Origin of the sequence: Methanoregula formicica SMSP (genome assembly GCF_000327485.1) — an archaeon.
GTDB lineage: Archaea > Halobacteriota > Methanomicrobia > Methanomicrobiales > Methanospirillaceae > Methanoregula > Methanoregula formicica.
In genome coordinates this window covers 1,115,211-1,141,799 of sequence record NC_019943.1, presented here as the reverse complement: position 1 = coordinate 1,141,799, position 26,589 = coordinate 1,115,211, and the positions used below count along the sequence as shown (strand labels likewise).

At 54.9% G+C, this 26,589-nt stretch carries 33 protein-coding genes and 2 tRNA genes; 9 read left to right on the top strand and 26 right to left on the bottom strand.

The window, feature by feature from the left end; genetic code table 11:
* Positions 1–110: 110 nt before the first annotated feature.
* Together METFOR_RS05905 and METFOR_RS05900 are read right to left on the bottom strand one after the other, a co-directional pair.
* Positions 111–530, bottom strand: a complete 420-nt coding sequence (locus METFOR_RS05905) for an alpha-crystallin domain-containing protein (RefSeq protein WP_015285193.1) — start codon at positions 528–530, stop codon at positions 111–113.
* The gene (locus METFOR_RS05900; protein WP_015285192.1) at positions 520–1,146 is read right to left on the bottom strand and encodes an ArsR family transcriptional regulator; all 627 of its coding nucleotides are present in this window, start codon (positions 1,144–1,146) and stop codon (positions 520–522) included. The genes METFOR_RS05905 and METFOR_RS05900 overlap by 11 nt, the downstream gene beginning before the upstream one ends.
* 426 nt (positions 1,147–1,572) lie before the next feature.
* Here METFOR_RS05900 and METFOR_RS05895 point away from each other — a divergent pair, with 426 nt between their 5' ends.
* Entirely contained in the window at positions 1,573–2,124 is a 552-nt protein-coding gene (locus METFOR_RS05895; RefSeq protein ID WP_015285191.1) for an NYN domain-containing protein, read from the top strand.
* Between the two features lie 81 nt (positions 2,125–2,205).
* On the opposite strand, the gene METFOR_RS15520 is transcribed toward METFOR_RS05895, so the two are convergent.
* The 4 genes from METFOR_RS15520 to METFOR_RS05880 all read right to left on the bottom strand — a co-directional run bounded on the left by METFOR_RS15520 (position 2,206) and on the right by METFOR_RS05880 (position 6,251).
* Entirely contained in the window at positions 2,206–2,352 is a 147-nt protein-coding gene (locus METFOR_RS15520) for a hypothetical protein (RefSeq protein WP_015285190.1), read from the bottom strand.
* Between the two features lie 136 nt (positions 2,353–2,488).
* Entirely contained in the window at positions 2,489–3,106 is a 618-nt protein-coding gene (locus METFOR_RS05890; RefSeq protein ID WP_015285189.1) for a superoxide dismutase, read from the bottom strand.
* A 141-nt stretch (positions 3,107–3,247) separates the two neighbouring features.
* Positions 3,248–5,389 carry a PAS domain-containing protein gene (locus METFOR_RS14500; protein ID WP_015285188.1) on the bottom strand — a complete coding sequence of 714 codons (2,142 nt, stop codon included), beginning with the start codon at positions 5,387–5,389 and terminating at the stop codon, positions 3,248–3,250.
* Positions 5,390–5,633: 244 nt separating this feature from the next.
* A complete protein-coding gene (locus METFOR_RS05880) occupies positions 5,634–6,251 on the bottom strand; it encodes a HEAT repeat domain-containing protein (protein WP_233504461.1) in 618 nt (205 codons plus the stop codon).
* 220 nt (positions 6,252–6,471) lie between these two features.
* Between METFOR_RS05880 and METFOR_RS05875 the strand changes: the two genes are divergently transcribed.
* Positions 6,472–7,392, top strand: a complete 921-nt coding sequence (locus METFOR_RS05875) for a DUF4349 domain-containing protein (RefSeq protein WP_015285186.1) — start codon at positions 6,472–6,474, stop codon at positions 7,390–7,392.
* Positions 7,393–7,397: 5 nt separating this feature from the next.
* On the opposite strand, the gene METFOR_RS05870 is transcribed toward METFOR_RS05875, so the two are convergent.
* The 3 genes from METFOR_RS05870 to METFOR_RS05860 form a co-directional block, all read right to left on the bottom strand.
* Complete coding sequence (locus METFOR_RS05870) at positions 7,398–8,030, bottom strand: PH domain-containing protein (RefSeq protein WP_015285185.1); 633 nt, start codon at positions 8,028–8,030, stop codon at positions 7,398–7,400.
* Positions 8,031–8,184: 154 nt separating this feature from the next.
* A complete protein-coding gene (locus tag METFOR_RS05865; protein ID WP_015285184.1) occupies positions 8,185–9,522 on the bottom strand; it encodes a zinc ribbon domain-containing protein in 1,338 nt (445 codons plus the stop codon).
* Positions 9,523–9,633: 111 nt separating this feature from the next.
* Positions 9,634–10,092, bottom strand: coding sequence for a hypothetical protein (locus METFOR_RS05860; protein WP_148277606.1), 459 nt, complete (start codon positions 10,090–10,092; stop codon positions 9,634–9,636).
* A gap of 107 nt (positions 10,093–10,199) precedes the next feature.
* Here METFOR_RS05860 and METFOR_RS05855 point away from each other — a divergent pair, with 107 nt between their 5' ends.
* Both METFOR_RS05855 and METFOR_RS05850 read left to right on the top strand, forming a co-directional pair.
* Complete coding sequence (locus METFOR_RS05855) at positions 10,200–10,829, top strand: hypothetical protein (protein ID WP_015285182.1); 630 nt, start codon at positions 10,200–10,202, stop codon at positions 10,827–10,829.
* A gap of 62 nt (positions 10,830–10,891) precedes the next feature.
* Positions 10,892–11,362 carry a YkgJ family cysteine cluster protein gene (locus tag METFOR_RS05850; protein WP_015285181.1) on the top strand — a complete coding sequence of 157 codons (471 nt, stop codon included), beginning with the start codon at positions 10,892–10,894 and terminating at the stop codon, positions 11,360–11,362.
* Positions 11,363–11,421: 59 nt separating this feature from the next.
* Here METFOR_RS05850 and METFOR_RS05845 read toward each other — a convergent pair whose 3' ends face one another.
* Positions 11,422–12,012 (bottom strand): Yip1 family protein, encoded by a 591-nt coding sequence (locus tag METFOR_RS05845; RefSeq protein ID WP_015285180.1) that lies wholly within the window; start codon positions 12,010–12,012, stop codon positions 11,422–11,424.
* Positions 12,013–12,132: 120 nt separating this feature from the next.
* Between METFOR_RS05845 and METFOR_RS05840 the strand changes: the two genes are divergently transcribed.
* The 3 genes from METFOR_RS05840 (at position 12,133) to METFOR_RS05830 (ending at position 14,814) form a co-directional block, all read left to right on the top strand.
* Entirely contained in the window at positions 12,133–12,822 is a 690-nt protein-coding gene (locus tag METFOR_RS05840) for a hypothetical protein (protein WP_148277605.1), read from the top strand.
* 165 nt (positions 12,823–12,987) lie between these two features.
* A complete protein-coding gene (locus METFOR_RS14800; RefSeq protein ID WP_015285178.1) occupies positions 12,988–13,272 on the top strand; it encodes a hypothetical protein in 285 nt (94 codons plus the stop codon).
* A gap of 117 nt (positions 13,273–13,389) precedes the next feature.
* Entirely contained in the window at positions 13,390–14,814 is a 1,425-nt protein-coding gene (locus tag METFOR_RS05830; protein WP_015285177.1) for a cache domain-containing protein, read from the top strand.
* 171 nt (positions 14,815–14,985) lie between these two features.
* On the opposite strand, the gene METFOR_RS05825 is transcribed toward METFOR_RS05830, so the two are convergent.
* Together METFOR_RS05825 and METFOR_RS05820 are read right to left on the bottom strand one after the other, a co-directional pair.
* A tRNA-Asp gene (locus tag METFOR_RS05825) sits at positions 14,986–15,058 on the bottom strand.
* A 14-nt stretch (positions 15,059–15,072) separates the two neighbouring features.
* Positions 15,073–15,178: transfer RNA gene (locus tag METFOR_RS05820), tRNA-Tyr, on the bottom strand.
* 281 nt (positions 15,179–15,459) lie between these two features.
* Between METFOR_RS05820 and METFOR_RS05815 the strand changes: the two genes are divergently transcribed.
* Positions 15,460–16,977, top strand: a complete 1,518-nt coding sequence (locus tag METFOR_RS05815; RefSeq protein WP_015285176.1) for a 2-isopropylmalate synthase — start codon at positions 15,460–15,462, stop codon at positions 16,975–16,977.
* A 522-nt stretch (positions 16,978–17,499) separates the two neighbouring features.
* The gene (locus METFOR_RS05810) at positions 17,500–18,315 is read left to right on the top strand and encodes a PepSY domain-containing protein (protein WP_015285175.1); all 816 of its coding nucleotides are present in this window, start codon (positions 17,500–17,502) and stop codon (positions 18,313–18,315) included.
* A 45-nt stretch (positions 18,316–18,360) separates the two neighbouring features.
* On the opposite strand, the gene METFOR_RS05805 is transcribed toward METFOR_RS05810, so the two are convergent.
* From METFOR_RS05805 to METFOR_RS05740, 14 genes are all read right to left on the bottom strand, one after another.
* A complete protein-coding gene (locus METFOR_RS05805) occupies positions 18,361–18,723 on the bottom strand; it encodes a prefoldin subunit beta (RefSeq protein WP_015285174.1) in 363 nt (120 codons plus the stop codon).
* A 43-nt stretch (positions 18,724–18,766) separates the two neighbouring features.
* Entirely contained in the window at positions 18,767–19,051 is a 285-nt protein-coding gene (locus METFOR_RS05800) for a KEOPS complex subunit Pcc1 (RefSeq protein WP_015285173.1), read from the bottom strand.
* A gap of 66 nt (positions 19,052–19,117) precedes the next feature.
* Positions 19,118–19,252 carry a DNA-directed RNA polymerase subunit P gene (locus METFOR_RS05795; RefSeq protein WP_012107386.1) on the bottom strand — a complete coding sequence of 45 codons (135 nt, stop codon included), beginning with the start codon at positions 19,250–19,252 and terminating at the stop codon, positions 19,118–19,120.
* Positions 19,253–19,265: 13 nt separating this feature from the next.
* Positions 19,266–19,562 carry a 50S ribosomal protein L37ae gene (locus tag METFOR_RS05790; protein ID WP_015285172.1) on the bottom strand — a complete coding sequence of 99 codons (297 nt, stop codon included), beginning with the start codon at positions 19,560–19,562 and terminating at the stop codon, positions 19,266–19,268.
* A 43-nt stretch (positions 19,563–19,605) separates the two neighbouring features.
* On the bottom strand, positions 19,606–20,310 hold the full coding sequence (locus tag METFOR_RS05785; protein ID WP_015285171.1) for a ribosome assembly factor SBDS: 705 nt from the start codon (positions 20,308–20,310) through the stop codon (positions 19,606–19,608).
* Positions 20,311–20,314: 4 nt separating this feature from the next.
* A complete protein-coding gene (gene psmA / locus METFOR_RS05780) occupies positions 20,315–21,037 on the bottom strand; it encodes an archaeal proteasome endopeptidase complex subunit alpha (RefSeq protein WP_015285170.1) in 723 nt (240 codons plus the stop codon).
* Complete coding sequence (locus METFOR_RS05775) at positions 21,037–21,528, bottom strand: Rpp14/Pop5 family protein (RefSeq protein WP_015285169.1); 492 nt, start codon at positions 21,526–21,528, stop codon at positions 21,037–21,039. The genes psmA and METFOR_RS05775 overlap by 1 nt, the downstream gene beginning before the upstream one ends.
* Entirely contained in the window at positions 21,529–22,170 is a 642-nt protein-coding gene (locus tag METFOR_RS05770) for an RNase P subunit p30 family protein (protein ID WP_015285168.1), read from the bottom strand. It lies immediately after the preceding gene.
* A gap of 32 nt (positions 22,171–22,202) precedes the next feature.
* Positions 22,203–22,793, bottom strand: coding sequence for a 50S ribosomal protein L15e (locus tag METFOR_RS05765; RefSeq protein ID WP_015285167.1), 591 nt, complete (start codon positions 22,791–22,793; stop codon positions 22,203–22,205).
* A gap of 184 nt (positions 22,794–22,977) precedes the next feature.
* Positions 22,978–23,538, bottom strand: a complete 561-nt coding sequence (locus METFOR_RS05760) for a hypothetical protein (RefSeq protein WP_158491355.1) — start codon at positions 23,536–23,538, stop codon at positions 22,978–22,980.
* Between the two features lie 552 nt (positions 23,539–24,090).
* Positions 24,091–24,357, bottom strand: a complete 267-nt coding sequence (locus METFOR_RS05755; RefSeq protein WP_015285165.1) for a hypothetical protein — start codon at positions 24,355–24,357, stop codon at positions 24,091–24,093.
* Positions 24,317–24,592, bottom strand: coding sequence for a hypothetical protein (locus METFOR_RS05750; protein ID WP_015285164.1), 276 nt, complete (start codon positions 24,590–24,592; stop codon positions 24,317–24,319). The genes METFOR_RS05755 and METFOR_RS05750 overlap by 41 nt, the downstream gene beginning before the upstream one ends.
* A gap of 110 nt (positions 24,593–24,702) precedes the next feature.
* A complete protein-coding gene (gene moaC / locus METFOR_RS05745; RefSeq protein ID WP_048111196.1) occupies positions 24,703–25,170 on the bottom strand; it encodes a cyclic pyranopterin monophosphate synthase MoaC in 468 nt (155 codons plus the stop codon).
* The gene (locus METFOR_RS05740) at positions 25,170–26,570 is read right to left on the bottom strand and encodes a bifunctional ADP-dependent NAD(P)H-hydrate dehydratase/NAD(P)H-hydrate epimerase (protein ID WP_015285162.1); all 1,401 of its coding nucleotides are present in this window, start codon (positions 26,568–26,570) and stop codon (positions 25,170–25,172) included. Before METFOR_RS05740 ends, moaC begins: the two co-directional genes overlap by 1 nt.
* Between the last annotated feature and the right edge of the window lie 19 nt (positions 26,571–26,589).

Below are 26,589 nucleotides of genomic sequence, written 5' to 3'. Positions count from 1 at the left end.
TCATTACTTCATAGGATTTCAACAAAGTCCTTCTTTGCATTCTTTTCCAAAAAGAGATCCTGACAGGATCCTTCCACGAAGGACCGCATAAATACAATCTGAAGAAAAAATCAGAGATATTTGATCTTCTTTAACGAGATATCCATCACGCCGCGGTGGACGCGGTAGTAGCTGTGGACACGGTCTATGGGTCCTTCGAGCATGATGGTCGTAATCCGGTCATCGGCCACGATCCGCACACACTGCGTTTCGATATCCGCAAACGGAGCATTTTTCAGGTCTATAGGAAGCTCTGCAGTGATGAATATCTCATCATCGGTCTCGACAACCTCATACGGGATCTCACCTTCGTCATCAGGAGTATCGATCCTGAATACTTCCGGATCGCCGCCCGCAGTCTGGCGGGTGATGATCGTGTACCCGATGATGCGTGCGTTCTGGCTCTCGGGCATGTTCTTCACGATGTCTTCCACGATCCGTGCAAGGTTTTTGAAGACATCGTCATAGGGCCCGCCGGGATTATTCTGCATACACACCCTCCATGAGGTAGCGGTCTTTCTCCTTTTTTGCAATTCCCCTCCGTTCAAACTGCTTTATGATCTCGGCAAGGCGCGACCGGGGAAGTTCCGTGGCCTGTTCGAGCTCTGCAAGGGTGAGCGGCTGGTGGGACAGGGCAATCACAACACTGATCTCTCCATCGCTTTCGAATAAATCCTTATGGATCTGGGCAAGGTCGTTGATCTTGCTCTCGATGTCATGGTTTACCTGTTCGAGACTGGCAAGGATCTGGTCATGCGCCTGGATCATCCGTGCCAGCATGGCAACGGACTTTTTCAGCTGGTCGTTTTTTAGTGATTCAGGGTCCGGCACAGGAGCTGCGATCCGCAATTCCTTGAGACTGACATCGATGAGGATGTCATGGGCAAGGTAATAGTATTTTCTCCGCCGCTCATCCATCTCGCAGGAGAGGATAGCCTCGCGCTCCATCATCTGGAGATGATCGATGACCGCCTTGGGTGAGAGCATCAGGGTCTCGGAGATCTCGGTGACAAAGCAGGGCTTCTGGCGGAGCAGCTCGATAATGCGCCTCCGGTTGCGGTTTCCCAGGATGTCGAGGAGACGTGCAACCTCAAGAGCATCGTTCATGTTTACGTTATGTTAGTGTGGTTACTATTTAAAAATCGATCTCATTGGTTCTGGTGCATCCTCGTGACTTCGTGACTTGAAACGTGGCGAGGTGTGCGGCGTGACTCAACACTATTTTTAATCCATCAATATAAGGTCAATGTGAAGTAGTGATTGATTAGATTCTCTCAAAAAATAATGAAAATCACTTGACATCGGCAAAGATGGTCCGTATTAAGATTGGTTTAACAGGGAATCGATGGATATTTATGATTGAGTTGGCAACAAAATCAAAACAAATTCTTTTTCACTCGATCAATTGGTCATTGACAATTCATTGTATTGATAATGCGATAATTTGATATATTGAATTCGTCTATATCTATAATCATTATAATCGCTATCGTCCCTTTTGGAACGATAGTAATTCATTAATTGGTGGTTTTTTTGAATGGTAGAGCTGTTGTTCTAATCGATGGTGGATATCTAAACAAACTCCTTCTTGCTGTTTTACCCGGCCGTAGAATAGATTATGAAAAATTTTCAGATTTGGTGTGTGGAGATTGTGAAAGATTACGAACATATTATTACAATTGTATGCCCTACCAAAGTTCTCCCCCAACTGAAATTGAAAAACAAAAATACGCAAATATGAGCAAATTTCTCCACAGATTAGAACAACTATCAAGATTCCAAATTAAATTGGGAAGATTACAAAAATATTATAACGAGCGTGGGGAAGTTGATTTCAGACAAAAAAGGATGGATGTTTTACTGGCTGTAGATTTGGCACAATTGAGTTGGACAAGAAATATTGGAACAGCAATCCTAATTGCAGGTGATAGCGATTTTGTTCCTGCCATTCAAACTGCAAAAGATGCTGGGGTTCTTGTAAAACTCTATTATTCTGATTTTTCTGTTCATGATGAATTACTCACAGCAGCCGATGATAAAATTTTAATTACGAGACAAATATTGGAATCTGTGGCCTTTCATTAATTTTCAATCTTCACATCTCGTTTTGCACCAACGATAGTGTAAACACTAAAAGTCACTAAGATGCACCAGAACCATCTCTTTTCAGACACAGAAGATAGCGAACAGAATTCCTGCCATGCCCGATAAGGCCAGGATCGCCACCAGGACGGCACTCTGCCACTTATCGATCTCCGCTGATCCAAGGGAGGTCCTGCGGCGGTATCTCCGGATTGCATAGCCGTCTGACATGGATGTATCGTATGAGAATGGGGGCGAACGGGATATGAATTGTACAAATCCCGCAGGTTGTATCAGGGAACCTGCAGGTTCAGGGAAAAGAGAGGAGTGAGTATGACTAAAAAAAGCGAGTGCGATGGAGCCACGGTCATTTCTTCAGGGGGGTGACAAAACGGGCATTCACAGAATCCCAGTTCACGATGTTCCAGAAGCCTTCGATGAACTTTGCCCGGTCATTTTTGTAATCGACATAATACGCGTGCTCCCAGACATCGAGGGCCATGAGGATCCGGAACCCGGGGACAAGGTTCACGTTGTGCTTCTCGATTTGCATGATGATGAGCCGGTTGGTCTTCACGCAATGCGTCAGCACAGCCCACCCGGAACCCTCTGCGCTGGACGCAGCCTGGGTAAACTCCTTTTTGAACCGGTCGAAGCTCCCGAACTCCGCATCGATCGCCTTTGCAAGTTCGCCGCCCGGCAGGCCGCCCCCGCCCTTTCCTGCAGGAGCAAGGTTCTCCCAGAAGATGTTGTGGAGACGGAAGCCTGCGATATGGAACGAGAGCTCCTTCAACGTGGCTTTCATGTCAAGGTCAGCCTTGTCCTTTCTTGCCTTGTCAAGTTTCCCGAAGACCGCATTTGCACCGGTCACGTACGCCTGGTGGTGCTTTGTGTGGTGCAGGGTGAGCTGCTCTTCGGAAATGTACGGTGCCAGCGCCTTGTACTCGTACGGCAGTTTCGGCAGGGTATAGAGTTTTGATTCCATAAAAGTTCCTCTTCAAGGGAGTATGTGGATAGTATCCTGATCCACGTATATTAGTCATTGCGTTGCTGCAGTACCCCACAAATTCCGCTGTGACAGGGCAAAATCCGGATTAAATTCCTGACGAAATGGAAACGAAAGGGATTACAGGAAACGGTATTTGCCCTTGGGCACCCGGATCTCGAACCGTATCCCGGCTTCCGGAGTACCGTCCTCCTGGATTGTTATCCCGGTAAACCCGAGCAGCTCGCGGATAAGGAAGAGCCCCCGCATTGTTCCGGTATCATCGCTCCCATCGAAGATCTTCTCCTTCTGGTCCCGGGGGATCGAGTACCCGGTATCAGTATACACAATGAGAAGATCGTCTGTTTCTCTCCGCGTGAACAGGGAGATCTCCGGTTTTGCCCTGGTATTGTTGCGAAGCGAATTTTCCAGCAGGTTGTAAAAAACACGCGGAAGAAGCGGATCAGCAAAGATCTCCACATCGCCCACTTCCGATATGATGGATGCACGGTGTTTCGGCAGCAGGAGTACCGCATCGCGGAACGCCCGCTCCACCCGCTGCCATTTGGGCGAGATAAAACCCAGTTCCTGGAGTGCACGCATGTACGCAATCTGGTTGCGGATGGCCTCGATGGACCCGACAGTTTTGTCGAAGAACTGCTGCATCTCCTCGTGCGTGTTTTTGAGCTGGGCCCGTTCGAGATGGTTCATGATAACCGACAGGTTGTCGAGGATATCGTGCCGGGTGATGGAAAAGAGGAGGTCCATTTTCAGGTTGATGTTCTGCTGGCTGACGTCCTCGGAGATCCCCATGATGTACTGGGGTGTGCCATGCGAGTCAAAGACCGGGACGATGATCATGTGGTTGATCGTTCCCCCATGCTCCCGTCTTGAGATGATCTTGTTGCGGACTTCGCCCGGGCGGGTAAAGATCCCGCTGTTCTCCGCCCGGATATCATTGACAACATCAGGAGAGAAGAGGTCTGCATCGGTCTTCCCGAGAGTCTCTGATGCCGGGATCCCAAACAGGTGCTCGCTCATCTTGTTCCAGAAAATGTACTTCCCGTCAGAAGCACGGGTGATGAAGATGGCTACCGGGAGCTGATCGATCATCTCGTTCTGGAAGATCTCGTCGTCCTTCATCTTCTGGAATGCCGTTTTGAGTGAATCGACCATGGTGTTGATGCCGGTCTCAAGGATCGCAAACTCGACATTTCTTGTCTCACGGATCCGGTGGTTGAGGTTCCCCCGCGCAATGATGCCGACATCTTCGACAATTGCATGGATTGGCCGGGTCATGTGGCGGGAAAGGAAAAACGCCAGGATACAGCCGGTGATGATCGCAATCAGCGCAACAACGATATGATAGATCAGCAGGTGGTTGAGAGCATCCTCAATCAGGCTGGTGTTGTACGTGATCATCACGATCCTGCTCGGATCCGACCCATACTTTGTGTCATGAAGATCGATGAAGAGGAAATGCGTTATCCGGGAATTGGCGGTATCGACAATTTTTAGATTGCTGCGGGTACGGATCACTTCCGCAAGCTGGCTCTTTATGGGTTCAGGGGGAGCCGTATTGTTGTTGACACGTAATCCTAACGTGTTGAATGAGGTGTATCCCTCAACATACAGGTTCGATGAGATGATTTTTTTAACATTTTTGTGATCATCCAGGGCATCGTTGATAGCATCGAAGGATTCCCCGCCCAGGCCGAGTTCAAGAACATACCTGTGGTCGGCCGTGGGCATGTACGCATATTTCCGGTACTGCCCTGCCCCGAGAAGCTCGTGGACAACGCGGTCCGGATAGAACCCATCCGCATTCCGGATCTTTGTCAGGTACTGGTAAAAGTAGGGGACGGAGCGGAAGTCCTGGCCAAGTTCAGGGGGATAGGTTGTCTCTACGATCACACCGTTCTCGTCAATGACGTAGATATCATACCCGTCCCCCAGTTCCGCCTTGAGCGCGGCGAGATCCATGTGGGAAGGATCGCCATTGACCCGCTTGTACTCGGCGTTGACCCTGGTGAGCCCCACCCGCATCTTGTCGTTCAGGCTGTCATCGAGGATGTTCGTCGCAGTGTCCGTAAGCCGTAACGCTTCGACAACATTCCATTCTGTCTGGAATTCCAGGTTCTGGTATTCACGGTCGAAGTTTTCCCGGGTGAAGACATATGCATTGACCGTGAGAAGACCTACGATACAGACGATCAGGAAGATCATGAAGATGAGAAGATAGAAGGAAAAGGACCGGTTCGGTCCCCTGAAGATTTTTCCCATTACCATACCACCCATTCACTTCCAGGCCATCACTATGCAGCCATCTGATCCGCGCTGATGCTGTCAGGATAGTAGCGCGACCGAAAACCCAAATACCAGGCAGAACCCTCGGGACATTCCTGCAGGAAAGCCTGCAGTCTCGGTAGCGATCCGGTCTTTTTTTGATAGAATTTCGGATAATAAAAAAGAGATCTTTTTGATTTATGGTGGTGCGTTCAACAGGGTTTCCGGGATTTTCAATGGATTACCGGAGCGCTTCCGTTATTGCTTCCCGGATTTTCTCATCTTTCTCTTCAACCAGTGCCGCCTTCAGCGCATCGTCCGCTTTCGGTCCGCCGATAGTACCGAGTGCACGGACTGCCATCATCCTGACGTAGGGATTCTCGTCCTTGAGGAGGATGATCATGGGCTCGATCGCGTCGGAGTCCCCGAGGTGCTTAAGACCCTTCGCCGCCATGTACCGCACATGGTCGCGGTTGTCCTTCAGCGCCTGGATGAGAGGTTTTACCGCTTTCTCGTCTGCAATCCTGCCAAGGGCCTCGGCAGCGCGGTACCGTGTCTGCCACTTTGGCTCATGCATGGCCTCGGCAAGGGGCTCAATTGCGGCCTTTCCAATCCGGGAAAGCGCAAGGGTCGCCTGCTCCCGGACAGACTTGTCAAAGTCCGCAAGGGCCTCGATGAGCGGCTGGACTGCCCACGGGTTGTGCGCCTTTCCAAGGAGGTAGGCTGCGTACTGCCGCACAAGGGGATCGGTATTGTTGCGGAGTTCCCGCGCAAGGTCCTCAAGCCCCAGCGTTTCGAGATGGCCGGCGTTCTCCGGTTTCTGTGGTGCATTCTCTTCCATGGATTGATCGTTTGTCATACTGCTTCATTGAAGTATCGCCTGTTGTTGTATAAAAAGTTCCATGACTGCACTGCAGGAGGAGACGGGAAATGCCGGGAAAAATGAACCGGGATGTTGTTCAGCCAACGAAGGATGACAGCCAGCAAAAAGGTATTGCCGGGCGCAGGATATCCCTATAAGTGCCAAAAAAATCGCAGTATACGGCGGTTTTTTATATTTTCTACGGCGATGGACTAGTATGAACCAGAAAGTCATCGTGCTCCTGATCTTCTGCATTGCCGTTGCCGCTGCAGCGGGATGTACAGGACTCCCTGCCAGTACTTCCGGGTATACATCCTCATCACAGGATGTCGTCCGGAGCGAAGCGATCTATGACAACGGATGGAGTGGCACGCCACAAAAAATAAGTGGAACTGTCGCCGTTGCCCCCATGCCCGCATCGGCTTCTGAGTATTACGGTGCGGATTCCGCCACAGTCAAGACAAAGATCATCAAGACCGCTGACATAACCGTGGAGGTCAGGGACGTTACCGGAGCCGCGGAGTCGCTCAAGTCCCTTGCAACATCCCACGGGGGATACCTCTCATCGACCAACATCCGGAAGAATTACCAGAACCAGCTCTCGGGAACGGTGACCATCCGTGTCCCGCAGGCATCGTTCGATGCCGCCATTGAAGGGGTAAAAGCTCTCGGCACGCTCAAATCGATATCCACGAGCGGCGAGGATGTGACCGAGCAGTATGTGGATCTCGAGGCACGCAAGGCTTCATACACGAACCAGCTCGCGCAATACAACGCGATCATGAAACAGAGCACCCGTGTCGAGGACATCATCAAGGTGCAGGAACAGATCGACCGGGTGCAGACCGAACTCGACCGGCTCAATGGCCGGCTGAATTACCTCAACAGCAGGATCGATCTCGCAACCATCACGGTCTATCTCCAGGAGCCCGAGCCGGTTGGCGGGCAGGCAGGCCATGATTTCGTGTCAGCAATCAATGAAGGGATTGCCGGTTTCCTCGGGATGATCGATGCGCTGATCATCCTGTTGTTCACGCTCCTCCCGCTCATCATCATCGGCGCGATCGGGTACGGGATCTACACCTGGCAGAGAAACAAAAAAGGCCCGGCTGCCCGGACCCCTGAAGAGAAAAAATAAGACTATTATTTTTTTTGCTGCTCAAGCAGCTGCCGGATCTTTTTGAGTTCGTCAAGGATCAGGATGCTTGTGCCGGTTGTCGCTACCGGTGATTCGGCAACCGGGGGAACACTCGCGCCGGTACCCGTCCCGTCGCTTCGGGCACTGCATGCACGGACATATCTGCGCAGGATCTCCCGGAGTTCCTCTGCCTGTTCGATGGCCTCGATACGGATCTCGGGCACTGCCTGGCCGGAATACCCTGCCGTCTGGATGGAGATAGTTGAGATCCGCAGCCACCGCATTACCGGGCCCTGCCGGAGGTCCAGGTTCGTGATCCGGTTATAGGGAACGATGCCGGTTGTCCGGAACCATACACCCCTGCGCCAGCGCAGCTCGTCCTCATGAAGTTCGTACTCCATGGTAGTGTAATAGAGCCGGGTCCAGACGATAAAGAGGACTGCGATGAGAAGAAGGCCGGCAATCACTACGCCAGTCACGATACCATCAATCTCCGGTCCGGCTGCCATGAACATCGGGAGGACCGTGAAGATGGCAATGAGCCCGAGGAGAAGGAGGAAATCAATGATGAACCACGGGACAAATGCCGGTGAAGGTTTGAAGGGCACTTTTTGGGGAAACTGATCAGGTGCTGTCATACTATCATCACAGTAGTATGGATCTCCGCAGGATAAAAGATTGGGAAAAACAGGGAGCCGGGGAGGGCTTTGCACACCCGGGCTTTACATCTGCCCCGGCAGGGGACCATGAGGCAAGGGTTGTTGCCTCAAGCCACTGCCGGAAGAACCGCACCTAACTTCCGGTATCGGCAGAGACGCTCACTTTGCCGTACGATTCGTTCGTTGCATCACTTTTCAACAGGGTTCCGTCCTTATAGATCGCAACCGAGAGCTCGTGTTTTGTCGAACTGTCCTTCTTCTCGAAATCGGCCTGGACCGTACCCGTTGCATTCACGACCTCGAAGAGCCGGGAACCGGAACTTTCCACTTTCTGGAGATCGGACGACATCCCGTAGGTCCCTTTGTAGCTGCCAATGTAACTGATCATTACCCAGACTCCGGAAACGGGGACCGTGGGGGCTGTAGTTTCCTTAACTGTAATGGATGCAACACCCGTGTTGGACAGCGGCCCTGATGGTGTTGTGCTTCCGCTGCTGCCTGACGGCGTCTCTGTTGCCGAAGGTTCGCCGGAAGACGAAGGTTCTCCTTCAGCAGAAGCGCCGGACGATATCATCGGGTACACGACAAATGCAGCTGCAGCAAGCAGGACAACGAGAACAATAACGATGACACCCGCCATAAGGACGTTCTTTCCCGGCATCATGCTCCGCCGGGGACTCCGTGCCGGTGCTGCAGGCCGGGGCGTTGACGGCTTCTTCTTCGCGCCTCCGAAAAGCCCGGACAACAATCCCTTCTTTGCCGGCTTCTGCTGGGGTATGCCGGGGCGGGCAGCCTGGGGTGAGGTCATCCGCGGGGAATCCAGGGGAACACCTGGAGCGGCGTTTTCAGAGTCGTACGCCCGGGCCGGGGGAGATGTTTGCTGCCGGACAGGAGCAGCCTGCCGGGCAGGCGGGGCAGATGCGACAATGGGGGTGCCGCACTTGTTGCAGAACGCGGAATCTGAAAGGACCGGGTTCCCGCATTTTGTGCAATACACAACGTCATCAGAGGCCGAACCCACAGACATTCCCCCTGCCGGTGCCGGGCTCTCGTACGCCCTTGTCTGGGTACTCCGCCTCACCGGAACATTCTGCGGGGCGTTGACCGCCTGACGTACTGCAGCGCCACGGGCAGCGGAGACTTCCTGCTGGATTATCCGGACCCATTCATCACGCACGCGTGACCGGTTGCCACCTTCCCGCTGCGGGAAGGTCAGGATCATCTGGCGGTTCTCGCCGGTCGCGGTCTGGACGGTAAGGGTCAGGATCTCCTCACCGATCGCATTCTCCCCGATCTCGGCCTCCATAATCATCTCGTACGCGACCTCCTTTGTCGGGAGGATGTTCTTCGCACGGTCCACGAGAATGATACGCATATTGGTGAGGATGCCCTCAAACGGGATCGACTTGACTGAGACCCCCGGCGTCCTCAAAAGGACCTGCTCACCACGGTAAAGATCTGGATCGCCCATACAATCACGCCTGAAGTATTCTCTGGTTGCTAGTTGTTCAACCTGACACGGGAAAAAGATATTTATCGGGATGCGCGTGGGTGTCGCCTCCGCTGCAGACGGCAAACCCTGTTACCGCACGAAGACAACGGATTCCGGCAGGGCGCCGTTCCGTGCAAGAACCTCCCTGAACTGCTTTGAGACCGCCATCTGGGCCTTGATCTCCGATGAAATGGTAATACCCATCTCGCTGGAACGGGGGTCGTCCGGGGCGCAGACCATCATATCTCCGGCAAGGTTCTTGTCAAAGATGGACTTTATGATGTGGTTCTGGACAAACGTTATCTCGGTCATCATCTTTTGGTCAGGAACAACGGTTGATGCAAACGTAAACCGGATAACGTCCTCGAGTGGGTGAGGGAACGATTCAACGGAGAGCTTGAGATGGCACTCGATCTCGAACCGCTCGTTGTCAACTTTTCTCACCGAAGAGTGCTCGATACTCATCATAATCACCCGCTCCGCAGGGATCATATGGATATGGTGATCTTTGTCAAGCATGGCAATACTGGCTGAAGGCATACAACTCATCTCCTAACAAGATTCTCTGCGGCCCGGGATAATAGCGCTTTTGACTGGATGCATTGAACCCGGGGCATCCACCAATCATTTAAACCCCTTCAGCCATGGTATACGCTATGGGCTATCCTTCCCGGCTGTGGCTCCTTCCATTATGCATCGCCTGTTTCCTGGTTTCTGCCGGTTGCGTTGCCGAGGTACCGGCACCGCCGGTGGTTGAGACCCTGATAACACCGGTCCTCACCTCAGCACCCGAGAGTCCGGTCGTGACAGCGCCTCTTGCAGACCTGGCACTCCAGAAGGAAGACCTCCCTTCAGACTATCACCTGAAAGACCGGACGGTCACTTCCTATGCCGGAGCAGGCCAGGTCTTCCGCGACCTGGGCTGGCAGCAGGGATACCAGGTCACGTACTACCGCATGGACACAGACCTGAATGATATCACGATGATCACCCAGGAGATTGCGGTGTATCCCCAAAAGACCGTCCGGGATGCGTATTCCCTGAAAAAAGAGAGACTGCTTCCCGAAGAGGACAGCCGCACGGATTACCAGGTGCCGTTCCCGCAGACTGGCGACCGGAGCATTGCATGGCGCGAGGTCAGCACTTCCGGCATAACGCCCATTGTCACCTATACGGTAATCTTCACAAAAAAGAATGTGTACGAAAAGATTGCACTGACCGGCACCAGCACGGACTACGAACTCTTAAAATCACTTGCAGCCATTGCTGCTGAAAAAATCCGGTGAACCGGTATACTTCGATCCCTTTTTTACCCCGCCCCTCCCTGACTGTATGTCAGGTTACAACCATGGTCTTCTCCTGCCGGCAGTGCGGCACCTGCTGCATGTTTCTGGGCGATTATATCGCGATCGAAGAGCAGACCGGGCCGTTCTCGTTTGCCTGTGAATCGGTCTCGACCGGCACGCCGTTCATTGCCGAAGTTGACGATGACAAGCGTGAGATCTTCCGGGATCATGCATTTCCCGATGCGCACCCCCATGCCTGCCGCTTCCTCCGCCCGGACGGGGATCTCCTGCGCTGTACTATCCACCGCGACAGCCCGCCCCAGTGCAAGTTCTACCGGTGCGTGGCACTGCGGGTATCCGATAAACAGGGCAGGTCTCTTGGGTACGTAACCGGGGCGCTCGCCCTTCATTCCGAAGACCCCGAGCTCAGGTCTGCATGGAATGAGGCTGAACGGGGACGGCCACGGTCCGATGAAGATGCTGAACCCTGGATCGCTGCATTTCTCCGGCAAAAAGGATTCCGGGTGGAATGACCGGGTTAACCACAAGGCTTGAGTCAGTTCCTTTTTCCTGAGTGTATAGTAAAAACGTGTTAGATTGCGTTATAGGGCGCAACCGGCACGGCAGACATGCTGACAGTACTGATGAAGAAGTACATCGCCAGCAGCACAAGGACGATGAGCGGCACCATCACGCCAATGATCATGGCAACGAGCGCCTTTCCGCTGCCCATTTCCTGCAGCTCGCGGATGCCGATGATCTGCAGGACAACCGACCACAGGCAGAAGAGGAAACCGACAAACGGGATCCATCCCAGCAGCATTCCCGGGGTCATTCCGTAGATGACGGCCTTCGCCGTTTCAAAAAGTCCCTTCCTCCCCCCAAGGAGATATACCCACAGGTGCAGCCAGAGCGAGAAGAGGATTGTAACGATCGCCCCCCCGATCAGCACGCCAAAGAAGATCACGACCGGCATCGCGAACCGTGGCATCATGGGCGAAAGCATTCCCATGACGCTGATGCCGACAAGGGAAATAATCGCCGTCATGGCGGCATGGACGAGGAGCAGGGTAATGAGGTAGGGCACGACCGCATCCGTCCCATCGGGACGTGCAGCCTGGAAACTCTCAACAGGGCTCACGATGAACCCCTTCACCTTCGAAAGTATTGCATCGATCATCATGGGGAAAGGTGATACCCGCTGATATATTAATTACGCCGGGGAGTTCTGGTTTTAAGCCTGCATTGAATCGCCTGCTTTCGGATACAAGATTTTATGTCCGGTCCCATCCACATGCAGTGCATGAAACCATGGTACTCCCTCTGCCTGCTGGGTGTTGCCGCAGTCCTTGTCTTCTGTGCCGGATGTGCCGGTACATCATCCCCTGCCGCAACACCGGTTCCAACCACTCCGGTTGTATCAGAAACCGCTGCAACGCCCTCCCCCACAGCAACACCCTATCCCGGTGCACTGTCCCTGGGAGCAGACGCTCCCTTCGGTACAGGCGGGAAGACGGGTTCCGCCAGGGTTTACAAGGCAGACCTTATGGCAGACTATATCTGGACATCCCCATCATTCAACAGCCCCAGCGAGCAGAGACTGACGGGTGAAGCGCTTGAGACACAAAAAGGGTATAACACACAGAAACCTTCTGAAGGAAATGCTTTCCTTTTTGTCTTTGTGAAACTGACTGACACCGGATCGGACAGTATTGTTGCCCCCTCACCGGCGCAGTTCATGGTCAACTATAACGGGAACAATTTCCAGTACCGCTCACTCCCCGGCCCTGACGTCAGTATAGGGGGTGTCCGTGGTACCCAGTACGATTACCGGATCGGGAAAGGCGGTGTATCCGGATATATCCTGCCCGGGGAGAGCAACGCCGCGGACGGGTTCCTCATATACGAGGTTCCCGCATCCATCGATCTCACGAAAGCTTCCATGGTCATCACCCTTGATGCGCAGCATACCTCTGCCTGGCAACTCGGCTGACCGGGCAATCCGGCCCTGGACACCCCTTTTTTATTACCTTCCCGCGGGAACCTGCTCCCGGGCAAGGCAGCCATGGTTACATTATGTTAGAGAGCATATAGTAGAGTGGTGATTCGTTCTTTTCCACCCTGAAACGCATGTGTTTCACCATCACCAGGACCCATCATGAAAGAAACAACAATGAAAGCAATCTCATTTGCCCCACCCGAGGTTTTCAAGCCTACCGCGGCTCATCTCGCTATCCTCCGGGCTGTTGCAGACAACCAGAGTTGTCGCATCGGGCAGGTTGTTCAGGCACTGTATCCCGGTTTCAGCGAGAGCTGCATCCGGTCCAGCGTCAGGGGTCTCTTGTCCAGGGGGTGTCTTGACGGGGGTAAATCCAGCAGTGAAATCGTTCTCAGGCTCACTTCCCGGGGGCGCCTGCTGATCCAGCCGCCTGCCGCCGAATAAAATTTCACGATCCCATGGATTTCTGATCGAATCCTGCGGTATTCCGGATGCACCTGTCGCAGGGGATTCCCCCTGTTTCAGTATTTTTTTATGGTTTTGGACCAAGAGATTCCGGCCATGAACCAGTGGGCACCGATCCTCATTTTTCTCCTGATCACCGGACTCCTCCTTGCTGCCGGCTGCACCGGGGCCCTGCCGGCGCAGAAGAGCCAGAGCCAGACTCCCGTTCCCCCGGCTTCCCGACCTACCGGGGAATCCTTGGCAAAAGTCACCCTTGCCGGCCTGACAGGTCAGGTGAAGGAAGCCGTTGCCTTTGCGCAGGAGAACGGCAGGGAAACGGCGATATCCGCATTCAATGATCCGAACGGTTCGTTTGTCAGGAATGGCGTATACATCTTTGCCGAGAGTTATGACGGCACCGCACTTGCAGAACCGTTCGAGCACGAACTCGTCGGGACAAACATCCTGGACATGACGGACAGGTATGGCGTCCCGCTGGTAAAAAAGCTGGGTGAAACCGCCCGGTTCGGGATTGGGTATGTAAGCTATGATTACCCCAACCCGCAGGACACAATGGTTGCCAGGCCAAAACTCTCTGTTGTCGCTGATGTTGACGGGACATACTATGTCGGCGCCGGCACCTATGCCGGGTTCGGGATGGTTTATCCCTCGACCGGCATTGGTCAAAAGAACCGGGACTACACGACCGGCGACCTCACCGCGTTCGTGAAGAGCGCTGTTGCATATGCAAAGGCAAACGGGAAGGAGAAGGCGCTCGCTGCATTCAATGATCCGAAAGGGCAGTTCGCAGACGGGGAACTTACGCTCATTGCCGTGGACTACAACGGCACGGTGCTCGCCAACCCCCTCACGCCGGATACCGCAAACAACCGGATCAACCTGATCAACTACCATGACCCGGATGGTGTCACCACCATCCGCGAGATGCGGGACCTCTCCCTCTCGGGCGGCGGGTTCTCGTACACGGTTGTGGCCGCGACAAAGGGCGGTAAGACATGGTATGCACCCAAGATCGACTATGCCGAGCCCGTTGATGACACTTACTGGGTCTTCTCCGGTATCATCGTGCCGGAGTACGAGCAGCTCCGCGAGGGCAACCTGACCGGCATCACCGTGCGCAATCACACGCGGACGGAACTGTACGATCTTGTCGACCGGACAGTAACCTATGCGAAAGCAAACGGGAGGGAGAAGACTCTTGCAGAGATCAACAACCCGGGCGGGCAGTTCGTGAACGGGGACCTCTTTGTCTGGGCCGAGGACTTCAATGGAACGATCCTCGCCGATCCCTACTGGAAAGAGGGCATAGGGAAAAACTGGATGGACTACATGGATCCGTACGGCTCAAAGACAACCGTTCTCAACATCAATGCTATCCGGAGCGGCACCGGGTTCACGCACGCGATGTTCATGGACACGGCCGCAGGGCAGAAATCTTCCGTGCCGAAACTGCTGTACGCACAAGCTGTTGACGACACATGGTGGATCGGCAGCGGGATCTATGGCGTGCAGGGTCCCTGAAGGAAAATACGAATACCATCATTTTCCCATTTTTGATACGCTCCGCCAATCCTGACAGGGCAGGGTGTCAGATGGACCCACTCCCGTTGCCAGAGCAGAGAAAAGCGTCTTCTGTTAAGAGAAATCAAAGAAGATTACACCTGAATCGGGAAAGAAACGCGAAAAGAATTACGCCCAGGTCGGAATTCGAATCCGAGTCGATTGCGTGACAGGCAATCATGATAGGCCACTACACTACCTGGGCAATTGTTACAGTAATCCCGCCTCCCAGATTCGAACCGGGGACATCGCGGTAGCCGCGCAGTTGCCTGAATCGGCAAACCATACTACAGCCGCGCACTCTACCAGGCTGAGTTAAGGCGGGGCACTGCGCTACTAATGTAGGGCAAGTTTACTATTAAACGTATCGTAAGAACCCCGATACTTCCAGAAAACACTGCAACGGATTATCCCGGAACATGGTTCAGGGAATTATAACCTGCGCATAACCCGGACATTCCAAAGATGCTGCCAGCCACAAGACAACGGCATCATTATAGTATGACTGATCCGGCCATCCAAGTGAATGAAACAGACCCGGCGTGGTGCAGCGATTGTTTATATAACACGCGGGCCAATAATTGTGTATGACAGCTCGCAAGGATTTTGCGGGGGATCGTCTTCTTCACCGATAGCGCAGCTCGTGAAGAAGTAACTGTTTTTGACACAACATTACGTGACGGAGAACAGACCCCTGGTATTGCATTCACATTCGAACAGAAACTCGAGATTGCCCGCCAGCTCTCCGCAATCGGCATCCATGCGATAGAGGCAGGGTTCCCTGCATCATCGAAAGCCGAGAAAGAGACGGTAACGGCTATCAAGAACCTCGGCCTGGAATCGAAAATTTGCGGGCTTGCCCGTTCCGTGAAAGCCGATGTGGACACCTGCCTTGACTGTAACGTCGACATGGTGCACGTCTTCATTCCGACTTCGGATATCCAGCGCGAGAACACGATCAAGAAATCGAGGATGGAAGTCCTGGAGATCACGGCCGACATCATCGGCTATATCCGGAAGCATTCCGAGCTCTGCATGTTCTCTGCTATGGACGCAACGAGGACGGACTGGGATTACCTCATGAAGGTATTCCAGACTGCCGCAGATGCCGGTGCTACGATCATCAACGTGCCCGACACGGTGGGAGTCATCTCGCCTTCAGCGATGAAGACGCTGATTACCCGGATCAACAAAGAGGTCCGGTGCCCCATCGATGTCCACTGCCATAACGACTTCGGCCTCGCGGTGGCTAACACCATCGCGGCAGTCGAGGCCGGCGCCTCGCAGGTGCAGGTGACCGTGAACGGCCTTGGCGAGCGTGCGGGCAATGCCGACCTTGCCCAGACCGTCATGATCATGGAGTCAATGTACCGGATCAGGACAGGAATTGCAAAAGAGCGGCTCGTTGAGACCTCACGCCTCGTCTCCCGCTTCTCCGGCCTCGGCATCCCGCCCATCCAGCCGGTTGTCGGGGAGAACGTCTTCTCCCACGAGAGCGGTATCCACTCCCATGGCGTGCTCCAGAACGCAGCCACGTTCGAGCCGGGCATCATGACGCCCGAAATGGTCGGCCACCGCAGGAGGCTTACGCTCGGGAAACACGTGGGACACCACGCGGTGCGCCAGATGCTCGCGGATGCCCACATCGATCCCAGCGACACACAACTCAAAGCAATCATCGAGAAGGTCAAGACCATTGCCAACCGTGGTAAACGGGTAACGGATGCCGATCTCTATGAAATTGCCGAGAGCGTGATGGGCATCGAGATCAACCACAAGATATTCGACCTCCAGGACATTGCCATCATGACGGGCAACCACGCCATCCCGACAGCCAGCGTCCGGGCAAAGGTGAACGGTACGGAGCATGTCTTCTCGGCGGTAGGGAACGGCCCGGTTGACGCAGCGCTGAACGCGATCCTCGGGATCACTCCTGCAAAACTCCAGCTCAAGGAGTTCAACATCGAGGCTATCTCGGGCGGCTCGGACGCGATGTGCCACGTCACCATCGCGGTCGAGGATGAGCGCGGCCGGATCTTCGATGCCAGCGGCAGCGGAGACGATATCGTGCTGTCGTCCGTCGAGGCGATGGTCAACGCGGTGAACCTGATCAACCGGGCGTAACCGGAATCACTCTTTTTATTTTTCGTGTTCTGTAGAAGACCTGTGAGGGATAGTGTTAGATAGGGATGGAACCACGGGCGCTCGGGATCTTCCGACCCTCACCCCGTGGAGCTTGGCCGTATGTAAGCCTTAAAAAAATTGAAAACCGGGGGGTCAAGGGGGCTTGCCCCCTTGGGCTGTCTTCGCAGCCATCGGACCGCGAGACGAGAAGGTGCGCGGCATCTTCTCGCCCTCGAAGAACCCATTGGGTTCTTCTCCTTCCTCATGGTCCTGATGGACCATTCGGATTCCCCCTCTGGGGACCGACCGAAGGGAGGTCGAGAAAAACGCCTTTAGTGTTCTTCGAGCGAGAGAGGGAGTCACACGCGTAATTCCACTGAATGTGTTGTGAAAAGGATTTCTACGGAGCAATTTTACAGACATTTTTCTGCCATTTCCTCATCTTTCCCTGATATTTATCGCAATAGTAAAATACGGTTAAGTTCTATTTTATAAAACTGAATTTTACCATGCTGGTGCCGGATGAAAAAACTCATCTATCTTATACTGGGAATTGCAGCGGTCGTTGCGATCACAGGAGGTCTTTTATATGTGACAGGCCCCGGACCGGTTGCAGAAGCCAAACCAGTTGACCCGATGGAATCGATCCGCCTGTTCATCGGGGATTCGGAAGCAGTCGTGGTCTTTGAAGAGAGAATGGTGAATGTTGCGGGCGAACCGTATGATTCATACCGGGTGAATGACGATCGTTTTATCGTTGATCCGGATACTGGAATGGTAACCGGGGCCCAGTTTGTTCAGGTCCCGAAGAAAATTCAAGGCCCCCTCAGCCTGGAACAGGCAAAAAAATCTGCGAGAATATTTGCACAACTCCACTATAGTAACTTCAATTCCCGGAATATGGTGCTGACAGAATCGCAGGCGCTGGACCATGGTGATGCAGCAACCGAGTATTCCTATACCTGGAATGAACAAGACCAGAATATTAATACCGGCAACCTGGTCCATGTTTCTCTCAACACGGACGGGAGTGTCAGGTCTTATCATGCCCGGGACAAGACCGCACCAAGGTTGGAACCGGCCCGTATTTCGAAAGGCCAGGCGATTGATACAGCCACCAGGTACGTGATCGAGACTACAAAAGTCAGCAACATCAGCAGTACTGAAACGTCGGCACTACTGACCGTAATGCCGGGCGACAATAACCGTGTAGTCTGGATAGTACAGGTGGTGTTTCGGTATATGGATCTCCGTTTCGGGTTTGAAGATCACCGCGGAGGCGCAGTCTATATCGATGCCATGACCGGAGAGGTCATGCAATTCGACTCTTGTCTGTAATGCTGATAATTAGAGGAGAGTCTCGGGAAGTGAGAAAAAAAAGATTTACGCAGCCGTCGGGGCGCCCTTCCCCTCGATGGCTGCCTTGATCTGGGCCTGGAGCTGCTCGAACTTGCCCTGGAGCATCTTCTCCTGCTTCTCTAAGGACCTGATGCGGAGCTCGAGGGTCTCGACCTTCTCGGCAAGCTTCGTGTTCACGACATCCTTCTTCTTCTGCATCATGACCGTGCCAACGCTCATGTACATGACAGCGTCCTCGGGCGAGTCCGCGATCTCTTCCTGCGCACGCTTTGCCTCGCGGACAGCCATCTCGAACTGTGCCTTCTGCTGGAGAATCGTCTGCAGCTGCTGCTGGACCTGCTGGAGCATGGCCAGCTGGTTCTGGACCTTGGGTGAGATATTGTTCATAGAAAAATCCTGCAGAGTATATCGGCGCCGGTGATAAAAAGCATTATTCCTTTGACACAGGGGCGTTGCTGTCACGCGGCTCCTGATTTTTTACAATGCCGGTAACCTCATCGGCCACCGTGACAAGCCGCAGGTACATGTTCAGCGCTGCGCGGAGCGAGGATGTGTCCTGCGCGGTCACCGTAAGGACGAGGGTGTCGCTGCCTTCAAGCCGGCAGGAGACCGACGAACGGGGGTTCACCTCGTCTTCCAGTTCCGGCAGCAACGAACGGTAGATACTTGCAGCATGTTCTGTGGTGAACCGGAAGACTGCTTCATGGTGCGGCATGGGATACCCTCTCCGGGATATTCAGAAAAAAAGGTATGGATATGTCCCGGGCTTACGGGACGGTGCTTACCGGGCTTTCAGTTCTTTGATCGCCGCGCCCCGTTCCTTGAACAGGATCCGGTGGCCGCAGTAGGGGCACCGGACATTCACGTCGATCTCGACTTTCTGTTTGCACCGTGCACACTTGTAGGTACTTGCCATAACAGTATTACCGTTATTTCCTGATCTCTTCAACCGTGCGGTCGATCGCACGCTGGGCAACCTTCATGGTCGGGGTCACAGGCTGGTATGTGCCACCCGCGAACTTGTACCCGCACTTGCGGCATTCCCAGATGCCCGTCCCGACACGGCTGACAGACTGCATGTCACACTTGGGGCAGGTGTGGAGCGCGCGCGAGATCTTCTCGATATCGGTTACCCGCTTCCGTACGAATCTGCCATACCGGCAACCGAACCGCCCGGCGCTGCCGGTCACTTTTCCCTTTGCCTTGTGAGTTGTTGAACTTGCCATAATGGATACCCACCAATCTGTCTTTTTTTATTTGACGTCTGTGCTAATATACTTGATTGAGGATCTTGACCTGTCCCTCGCCCTTGGAGAGCTTGTTGATAAGGTCGTAGAACTCGCTCTGGATCCCTGCCGGGATGCGCACTACGCAGACCCACGAGCCGTCCTTTAACCACTCGTCCTTCTCCATAGTAGCTGCCGCAGCAATGTCGCCGTACGAACGCGCTGCATAATCCGGCGGGATCTTGATCGCAAGACGGAGTTCCTCAAACCGTATGGGAAGGAGCGGACGGAGAGCTTTCACCGTCTCCTTCACCTGTTCGTCAACATGCTTAAACGGGTCGATGTTGACCCGGGCCTCTTCCATTGCACGCTCAATCCGCGCAGGAGGATGGGGGTGACCGTCCTGGGGGTTCACTGCGTTCCGTGCAATGAAGGTGATGACCTGCCGGCGTTTCTCCTCGACCATCTGCTTGCGCTGGTCGGCAGTCAGGTGGATCTCGCCCTTGATGATGATCTTCCGCGCAACCGTATCGAAGTCCGTGGTCTGGAAGACCTTCATGAGCGATTCATCCGAAGCGCGGGTGGCCTTTGAGGAATTGCCAAAGACATTGAGCGCGGCTACGACATCCTCGATCTCCACGGGCTGCCCCTGCCTTACCAGCGCGGCCTTGTGAGGGTCCACGAGGATCTCGAAGCGCTCCCCATGGCTTTCGAGGCGCGCCACCACGGCGTGGTCGAGCGGAATCATACGATCACGGCTTGAACTGTTCCACAAACGAGGCCACTTCTTCCCGGCTCATCTTTCGGAACGCCGGGTTCTCCTTGCCGATGACTCCGATCTCGACCGTGTCGACATCGAACTTGCCCTCGGTAGCCGAGTGGAGCGCCTTGAGGCCAAGGAGGATCGCATCCTTGATCTCGGCCTCGGGGTTGTACTCTTCCTCGAAGACCTTCATCGCGGCCGGGCGGCCGATGCCGATGCCCGTTGCCTTGTACTCAAGGAGCGTGCCGGACGGGTCGGTCTCGAAGAGCCGGCAGTCGCCGTCGCTGACGCCGGCAATGAGGAGCGCTGTGCCGTAGGGGCGGATGCCGCCGTACTGGGTAAGGTTCTGCATATGGTCGCAGAGCTTCTTGGACAGGGCCTCAACCTCAATCGGTTCGTCGTACGAGACGCGGTTGATCTGGCACTCCACGCGTGCCCGGTCAACGAGCGCACGCGCATCCCCGACAAGACCACTCGATGCGACCCCGATGTGCTCGTCGATCTTGAAGATCTTCTCGATGGACGAGGCCTCGAGCAGCTTGGAGCTGACGCGCTTGTCGACAATCAGGACGACCCCGTCCTTTGCCTTGATCCCTACGGCAGTAGTCCCGCGCTTCACGGCCTCGCGGGCATACTCCACCTGGTAGAGCCGGCCGTCAGGTGAAAAGACGGTGATGGCCCGGTCATATCCCATCTGGTATTGTGGTTGCATTATTCAGTCTCCGTATCTTCTGTTGTCAGAAACAATCGGCTTGTATTTTTAAATCCCTTTTCAATCACATCAACCTTCTGACCGTCACAGTGAACGGCAACGTATTCCCTGCCGCCAAACCGGTATTCCGTCGGTGAATCCGTTGAAGAGGAAGGGGAAAGCGGTTTCATCCGGTCCCGCAGGCTCTCGATGGTGCCCGATGCAGAAATGATCCGCAGGGCAATCTTCATGTCGCGGAGCCGGGTGACCGTGGAGAGGGCAATTGCAAGTTCACGTTCGGTCCCCCGCCGGCACCGGATGACCACGTAATCGCCTTCGGCACAGACGACGGCCTGGACGATTACCCCGGCAACAGCGTCGCCCCAGAGCGAGGAGACCGCATCCGATACCGCGTAATAGAGCTCCTTCTGGTCAACGGGAGTTCCCGAAGGATCAACACGGACTAGGAGATACCGCCGTTTGTCGCGGAGCGTGGGAGGGCGGACTGCCATCTAGACCACCTTCACGGCAGGTTCCGGCGGGGCAGTGACCGCACCGACCCCGGCAAGCGCTTTCTCGACATCCGGAAGGTCCATGCCAAAAAGCGTGCAGAGGCCGCTTACCTCCCTGACCGCTCGCAGGTCCAGCACCGAGCGGGCATAGGTCGAGAGCGTGAGAGGGAACTCAAAACGCTGTTCGAGCACCATTACGTCGCGGTAGCGCTGGATAGCCTTCTGGCGCGCAATCCCCCGTGCCAAGATGAGACACGAGAGATCGATATCCACGGCAACGCAGTTGTCGGCCGCCATCTTTGCGGTCACGTGGTCGAAGGCGTTTTTGTCGGCTGCATGGACGCCGCGGAGGATGTGCACCCCCCGCAACCCTACAACGCCCCGGTTAAACCCGGCATCCCCTGCTCTCACCGACACGACCGCACCGGAATCATTCACCCGTTTCACCTGGGAGATGACATCCTTCATGCCGGCATTCTGGATGAACAGGCCGCGTCGGACCTCAACGCCGCCAAAGGTCGCAGAGGGCGTATCAGCAGCAACAAAGCTGTCGAACCCCAGCGCTTCCGCTTCCAGCGCAAGCCTGCGCACCGATGAATCCCCGTCCGGGTACGGGCAGACTGCCGCATCGGTGATCTTCATGAGAATAACGTTGTGCTAAAAAAAGAAGAAGGTTACTTGCCCCGGTTCGCGTGGGACCGGATGCTCGGGCGGGTCTTCTCGGTACCCTTGCCACGGGTCCTCATGCCACGGCCCTTCCGACCGGCAAATGTCTTGCCGCGCTCGGCACGGCCGCGGTGGACGGGGTCTGCAACCCATGCAAGGCGCTTGTCCGCCAGAATAGCCGGGTGGTGGCCATCAACAAGAATGACCTCGTAATATTTCCGCTTCCCGTCCTGCCCTACCCAGTAGGAGTTGAGGACTTCCATGTTCGGGAACTTCCGGGACGCGCGTTCTTCAGCAATGCGCTGGATGCTCTTGCCGGCAGTGAGCCGGTTCTTGCCCATCCGTGCGGAGCGGCGTGCGCGGACGTACCGGGATGCCCGGCGGCCACCGCGTCGGACCTGCACGCGGGCGACTGCGATGCCCTGCTTGGCCTTGTAGCCGAGGGCGCGGGCCCGGTCGATACGGGTCGGGCGCTCGATGCGGACAACAGCACCCTCGCGGCGCCATGCCTGCATGCGGTTCCAGAGGAGTTCGGATACCTCTGACTTGTCAGGTCTCTTCCATGCGTCCCTGACGAACGCGTACATTGACTTTACCATGGTAATCACCTAAGGTTCGGCCCAAAGAGGGCTACATTCCTTGTGCAAGGGACGGATCCCGTATGCCTGTATACATAGGACGGAGGGGGTAATAAAGGAGGGGGGCGGGGGCACACTCAACCGGACTCATTCCTAAAACAGGAATTAGTTCCTCAGAGAAAGCCATGTCTGCCACAAAATGGATTTAGATTGTTGTAGTATTCCGCAGGATAAATTCTCGGGATGCGTTCAGGCAATCCGACTGGATTTTATATCTCCCCGGCACCCACTTCGTGGTTATAAGGTGGAACACCGGTGTTCTCTGGCCGGCCCCCAGGTATGATGGTCCCCGGTTGGAGACACTACAGAGCTGATAGGTGGCAGGGGGATAATAAGCTCCGACAGGTCGTGGCAGTTCTTCCCAGTTACTCTCATTCTTCCAGAAAAATATCCGGCATTCTGTAAGTTCACCGATACAGGTAATCGCATCCGGTCCTTCATTCACCAGATAAAATTCAATAATCTCTCCCTTATTGTAGACATCCGAGTCCATTCTGATTCGTTCCGGGTGACTGCTATTTTGTTGTGCAATCGTTGCTGTGTAAAATACCTTGGACTGCGGCGTCGATGTAACAACGGGTGATGGAGTAATAACAGTAGTTGCGGTGGTAATCATGGTCTGATTTTCTGAAACGGGCGCCGTAGTGCATCCCGCAATAAACAGCATAGCCACGAGAATAATCAACAAGGAAATTACTGAGTGCACGGATATCCTCTCCCAGCAAAACCGGATTGGATCTGAATGCATGAGAGAGAAAATTGGTACAGATCGCTAAATAGTTTTTGAAATTATATTGATATGCATATCATTCTCGAAAGTTACGATGCCTGCCACCGCTTCGAGGAACCCGATGGTTCGTTCGAAGACCGTAGGCCTTCTCCTGTCTCAAGTCTGATGACTATCGACATTCCCGAACCAGTCATCGCTGTGTTACGAAGGAACACAAGAAGAGTGCCGTAAGGCGCTCTTCGCTGATGCGACGACTGATTCCCCAACGGAATGCCCCCGCGGCAGCCCAATTGCCAATCAAATCATGAGAACAGGTAATGGCCAGCGCGAAACCCGACGAGGCGTTTTGCGCGTAGAGCATCGCAGAGGGGGATGCAAAGGCGGCGGGGGGCTGAAACGTCGAAGAGCTATTTGGTTCTTCTCCAGCCTGCTCTTTCCTTTGGGAACAGCAGACTCCCCGGGAGCGTTACGATTGCCGGGAAACGTGATTGCGTTGAAAAAGAGAGAGAATAACCATGCCCGTCAGGGTTACTTCCCGAACCGTTTATACCGCTTATGCGCTTCCTCAATCGTCATCACTTCAAGAATGTTGACGATACCACCGGGCATAACATCGAAAAACGCAGTATAGCTATGAGCGATATGCATCCGGCAGTGACCATTCTGCAGCAGCTCCACATCCGGGGCTGTATAGGGGTCTTCCAGTTTCAGCAGATGCTGCTTGACGATCCTGCGATCCTTCTCCGGCAGATCGTTAACGTACTGCAGCGCTCGTCTGTCGATGTTTACTTTCACGGTGCATCTCTTTTTTCAGGGCTGCGTATTCAGGATCGCTGTCGAGCGGGACGAAATCTTCTTCTTTCGCAATCCGGTCTAGGTGTGCAATGAAATCGTGACGCTTCCGTTCCTGGAGTACCCGTCCGATCACATCCCCGTAACGTTCCCCGGGCTCTCTGATGGACATCAGGGCCTGTTTGGTATCCATCGAAACGAGTACTTTCTCGGTAAGAGGAGTGCTGTTCTTTGTCATGGCCATATTCTCCCTTTTAGTCTGATTATACCATTTGTCCCATAAAAAATATACCTGTGCCTTTACATCATGATTCTTTTGTTCGTCAATTGGAAGAATCCAAATAACTGCTACTTCCCCTTCTTCTTCTCCACCACACGGATATCGGTAATAGCAGTAACTGGGTACTGTCCGGCAGCATCCTTCTCCGCTGACTTCACCATGTCCCACACGGTCAGCAGAGCGACAGATACCCCCGTCAGCGCCTCCATCTCCACGCCGGTCCGGCCCGTCATCTTCACGACAACAACCGCTTCGATATACCCCTCGCAATCCGTGAAATCAACCGAGATCGAGCTGATGGGTATGGGGTGGCACATGGGGATGATGGATGCCGTGTTCTTGACCGCGAGGGTAGCCGCGACCCGGGCAGTAGCAAGCACGTTGCCCTTCATGACCGTCCCCTCCCGTATGGCCTTCAGGGTTTCCGGCCGGAGGAAGATCTTTCCCGCTGCAGTAGCCTCACGGACAACCTCGCCCTTGCCGCTGATATCCACCATCTTTGCCCTGTCGTTCTCGATATGCGTGAATTTCGGCATCATGCACCTTTCCTGAAAAGTATTGACGGGATCTTGTCCACTAGGTCCGAGGGGAGGATACCCCCGCCCCGCTCGGCAACCACCGCTTCCCCGGCCTTCCCGCTCACGTATGCGGCGATACAGGCTGCATCGAACGCGGGGAGCCGGCAGAGGAGGGCTCCGGCGATCCCGGCCAGTACGTCGCCCGTGCCCCCGACCGTCATCGCGGGGTCACCCGTCCGGTTGAACCGGACCTGGTTCCCGTCGGAAATTATGTCGATGTGCCCCTTGAGGATAACGGTGCCCGGCAGCCCCGAACTCCTGAGTGCCCGTGCCCGGCCCCGGGTATCCTCCGGCAGGGACTTATCGGTGATTCTCGCAAACTCGCCGGCATGGGGAGTATAGATCGTCTCCCCTGCGGCAACGGGCAGGGGAAGCCGGAGGGCATCGGCGTCGAAGACAGCCTTTCTGCAGTGCGGGGCGATGGCAGTCACGACCTTATGGCTCTCCATGCCGAGGCCGTTCCCGCAGACAACCACATCCGCCTTCTCCGCAAGCGCGATGAGCCGTTCCGTATGTTCAGCGCCGATCGCCTTTCCCTCCAGCCGCTCGTAGATCAGGTCGGGGACCGGCTCGAAGACAGGGGATGCGATCCGCACGATATCCGCCCCGGCCCGGAGTGCCCCGAGCCCTGCGAGCCACGGCGCTCCCTGGTACGGGCCGCCGCCGACAATCAGCACCGTACCGCTATGGCCCTTGTGTGCCTTCCGGATCCGGGGGGGGATAAGGGTCAGGTCGCCGGGGCCGGTGAAGCACTCGGCCTCGACAGGAATGCCGATGTCGATGACTGTCGACCCTTCGACTTTGGGCCGGTGGAAGGCGCAGATCCGGTCTGCCCGCATCCCCGACGTCGGGATGTCGGCAGCAACAATCTTCGCGGGCGATGCATTCGCCAGAGCAACGCAGGTTTTCAGCGGTTCCTTAAGGCTCCCGCTCACCCCGGTCCCGAGCAGCGCATCGACAATGACTTCCGCCTTCTCAAAGAGCGGGCGGAGGGCTTCGAGGTCGTCTCGGGACGCAAACGGGTGCATGCCCACATGGGCATGCTTCAGGGCGCGGAGCTGGTGCTCGCAGGCGCTGCTCCGTGAGCCGGCTTCAAGATAACAGACCTCCGTCTCCGCGTGGCGCCGGAGGTGGCGGGCCGCAACCATCCCGTCCCCCCCGTTGTTGCCTTTCCCGCAAAGAATGAGCACCCGTGTCGGGCCAAACGTGAGCACCTGCTCGGCAAGCCCCCGTCCTGCGCTCTCCATCAGCTGGAACTCGGTGACGCCAAGCGCGATGGCATTGGCATCGACAACGCGCATCCGGGCAGGGGTGATGAGCCCCGTGTCCACGAACTCAGGAAGGCGTTTCGCAGGCATAGCTGGTACAATTCATCTG

Bases quoted from the DNA above. Each gene is read 5' to 3' on its own strand.
- METFOR_RS14500 (WP_015285188.1), bottom strand. From the start codon at position 5,389: ATGGGAAAAATCTTCAGGGGACCGAACCGGTCCTTTTCCTTCTATCTT.
- METFOR_RS05890 (WP_015285189.1), bottom strand. From the start codon at position 3,106: ATGGAATCAAAACTCTATACCCTGCCGAAACTGCCGTACGAGTACAAG.
- METFOR_RS05880 (WP_233504461.1), bottom strand. From the start codon at position 6,251: ATGACAAACGATCAATCCATGGAAGAGAATGCACCACAGAAACCGGAG.
- METFOR_RS05805 (WP_015285174.1), bottom strand. From the start codon at position 18,723: ATGAACAATATCTCACCCAAGGTCCAGAACCAGCTGGCCATGCTCCAG.
- METFOR_RS05800 (WP_015285173.1), bottom strand. From the start codon at position 19,051: ATGCCGCACCATGAAGCAGTCTTCCGGTTCACCACAGAACATGCTGCA.
- METFOR_RS05790 (WP_015285172.1), bottom strand. From the start codon at position 19,562: ATGGCAAGTTCAACAACTCACAAGGCAAAGGGAAAAGTGACCGGCAGC.
- METFOR_RS05850 (WP_015285181.1), top strand. From the start codon at position 10,892: ATGGTCTTCTCCTGCCGGCAGTGCGGCACCTGCTGCATGTTTCTGGGC.
- METFOR_RS05770 (WP_015285168.1), bottom strand. From the start codon at position 22,170: ATGAAGATCACCGATGCGGCAGTCTGCCCGTACCCGGACGGGGATTCA.
- METFOR_RS05845 (WP_015285180.1), bottom strand. From the start codon at position 12,012: ATGATGATCGATGCAATACTTTCGAAGGTGAAGGGGTTCATCGTGAGC.
- METFOR_RS05900 (WP_015285192.1), bottom strand. From the start codon at position 1,146: ATGAACGATGCTCTTGAGGTTGCACGTCTCCTCGACATCCTGGGAAAC.
- METFOR_RS05865 (WP_015285184.1), bottom strand. From the start codon at position 9,522: ATGGGCGATCCAGATCTTTACCGTGGTGAGCAGGTCCTTTTGAGGACG.
- moaC (WP_048111196.1), bottom strand. From the start codon at position 25,170: ATGCCGAAATTCACGCATATCGAGAACGACAGGGCAAAGATGGTGGAT.
- METFOR_RS05830 (WP_015285177.1), top strand. From the start codon at position 13,390: ATGAACCAGTGGGCACCGATCCTCATTTTTCTCCTGATCACCGGACTC.
- psmA (WP_015285170.1), bottom strand. From the start codon at position 21,037: ATGCAACCACAATACCAGATGGGATATGACCGGGCCATCACCGTCTTT.
- METFOR_RS05795 (WP_012107386.1), bottom strand. From the start codon at position 19,252: ATGGCAAGTACCTACAAGTGTGCACGGTGCAAACAGAAAGTCGAGATC.
- METFOR_RS05860 (WP_148277606.1), bottom strand. From the start codon at position 10,092: ATGAGTTGTATGCCTTCAGCCAGTATTGCCATGCTTGACAAAGATCAC.
- METFOR_RS05875 (WP_015285186.1), top strand. From the start codon at position 6,472: ATGAACCAGAAAGTCATCGTGCTCCTGATCTTCTGCATTGCCGTTGCC.
- METFOR_RS05765 (WP_015285167.1), bottom strand. From the start codon at position 22,793: ATGGTAAAGTCAATGTACGCGTTCGTCAGGGACGCATGGAAGAGACCT.
- METFOR_RS05840 (WP_148277605.1), top strand. From the start codon at position 12,133: ATGAAACCATGGTACTCCCTCTGCCTGCTGGGTGTTGCCGCAGTCCTT.
- METFOR_RS05810 (WP_015285175.1), top strand. From the start codon at position 17,500: ATGAAAAAACTCATCTATCTTATACTGGGAATTGCAGCGGTCGTTGCG.
- METFOR_RS15520 (WP_015285190.1), bottom strand. From the start codon at position 2,352: ATGTCAGACGGCTATGCAATCCGGAGATACCGCCGCAGGACCTCCCTT.
- METFOR_RS05785 (WP_015285171.1), bottom strand. From the start codon at position 20,310: ATGATTCCGCTCGACCACGCCGTGGTGGCGCGCCTCGAAAGCCATGGG.
- METFOR_RS05870 (WP_015285185.1), bottom strand. From the start codon at position 8,030: ATGACAGCACCTGATCAGTTTCCCCAAAAAGTGCCCTTCAAACCTTCA.
- METFOR_RS05775 (WP_015285169.1), bottom strand. From the start codon at position 21,528: ATGGCAGTCCGCCCTCCCACGCTCCGCGACAAACGGCGGTATCTCCTA.
- METFOR_RS05740 (WP_015285162.1), bottom strand. From the start codon at position 26,570: ATGCCTGCGAAACGCCTTCCTGAGTTCGTGGACACGGGGCTCATCACC.
- METFOR_RS05905 (WP_015285193.1), bottom strand. From the start codon at position 530: ATGCAGAATAATCCCGGCGGGCCCTATGACGATGTCTTCAAAAACCTT.
- METFOR_RS14800 (WP_015285178.1), top strand. From the start codon at position 12,988: ATGAAAGAAACAACAATGAAAGCAATCTCATTTGCCCCACCCGAGGTT.
- METFOR_RS05750 (WP_015285164.1), bottom strand. From the start codon at position 24,592: ATGACAAAGAACAGCACTCCTCTTACCGAGAAAGTACTCGTTTCGATG.
- METFOR_RS05855 (WP_015285182.1), top strand. From the start codon at position 10,200: ATGGGCTATCCTTCCCGGCTGTGGCTCCTTCCATTATGCATCGCCTGT.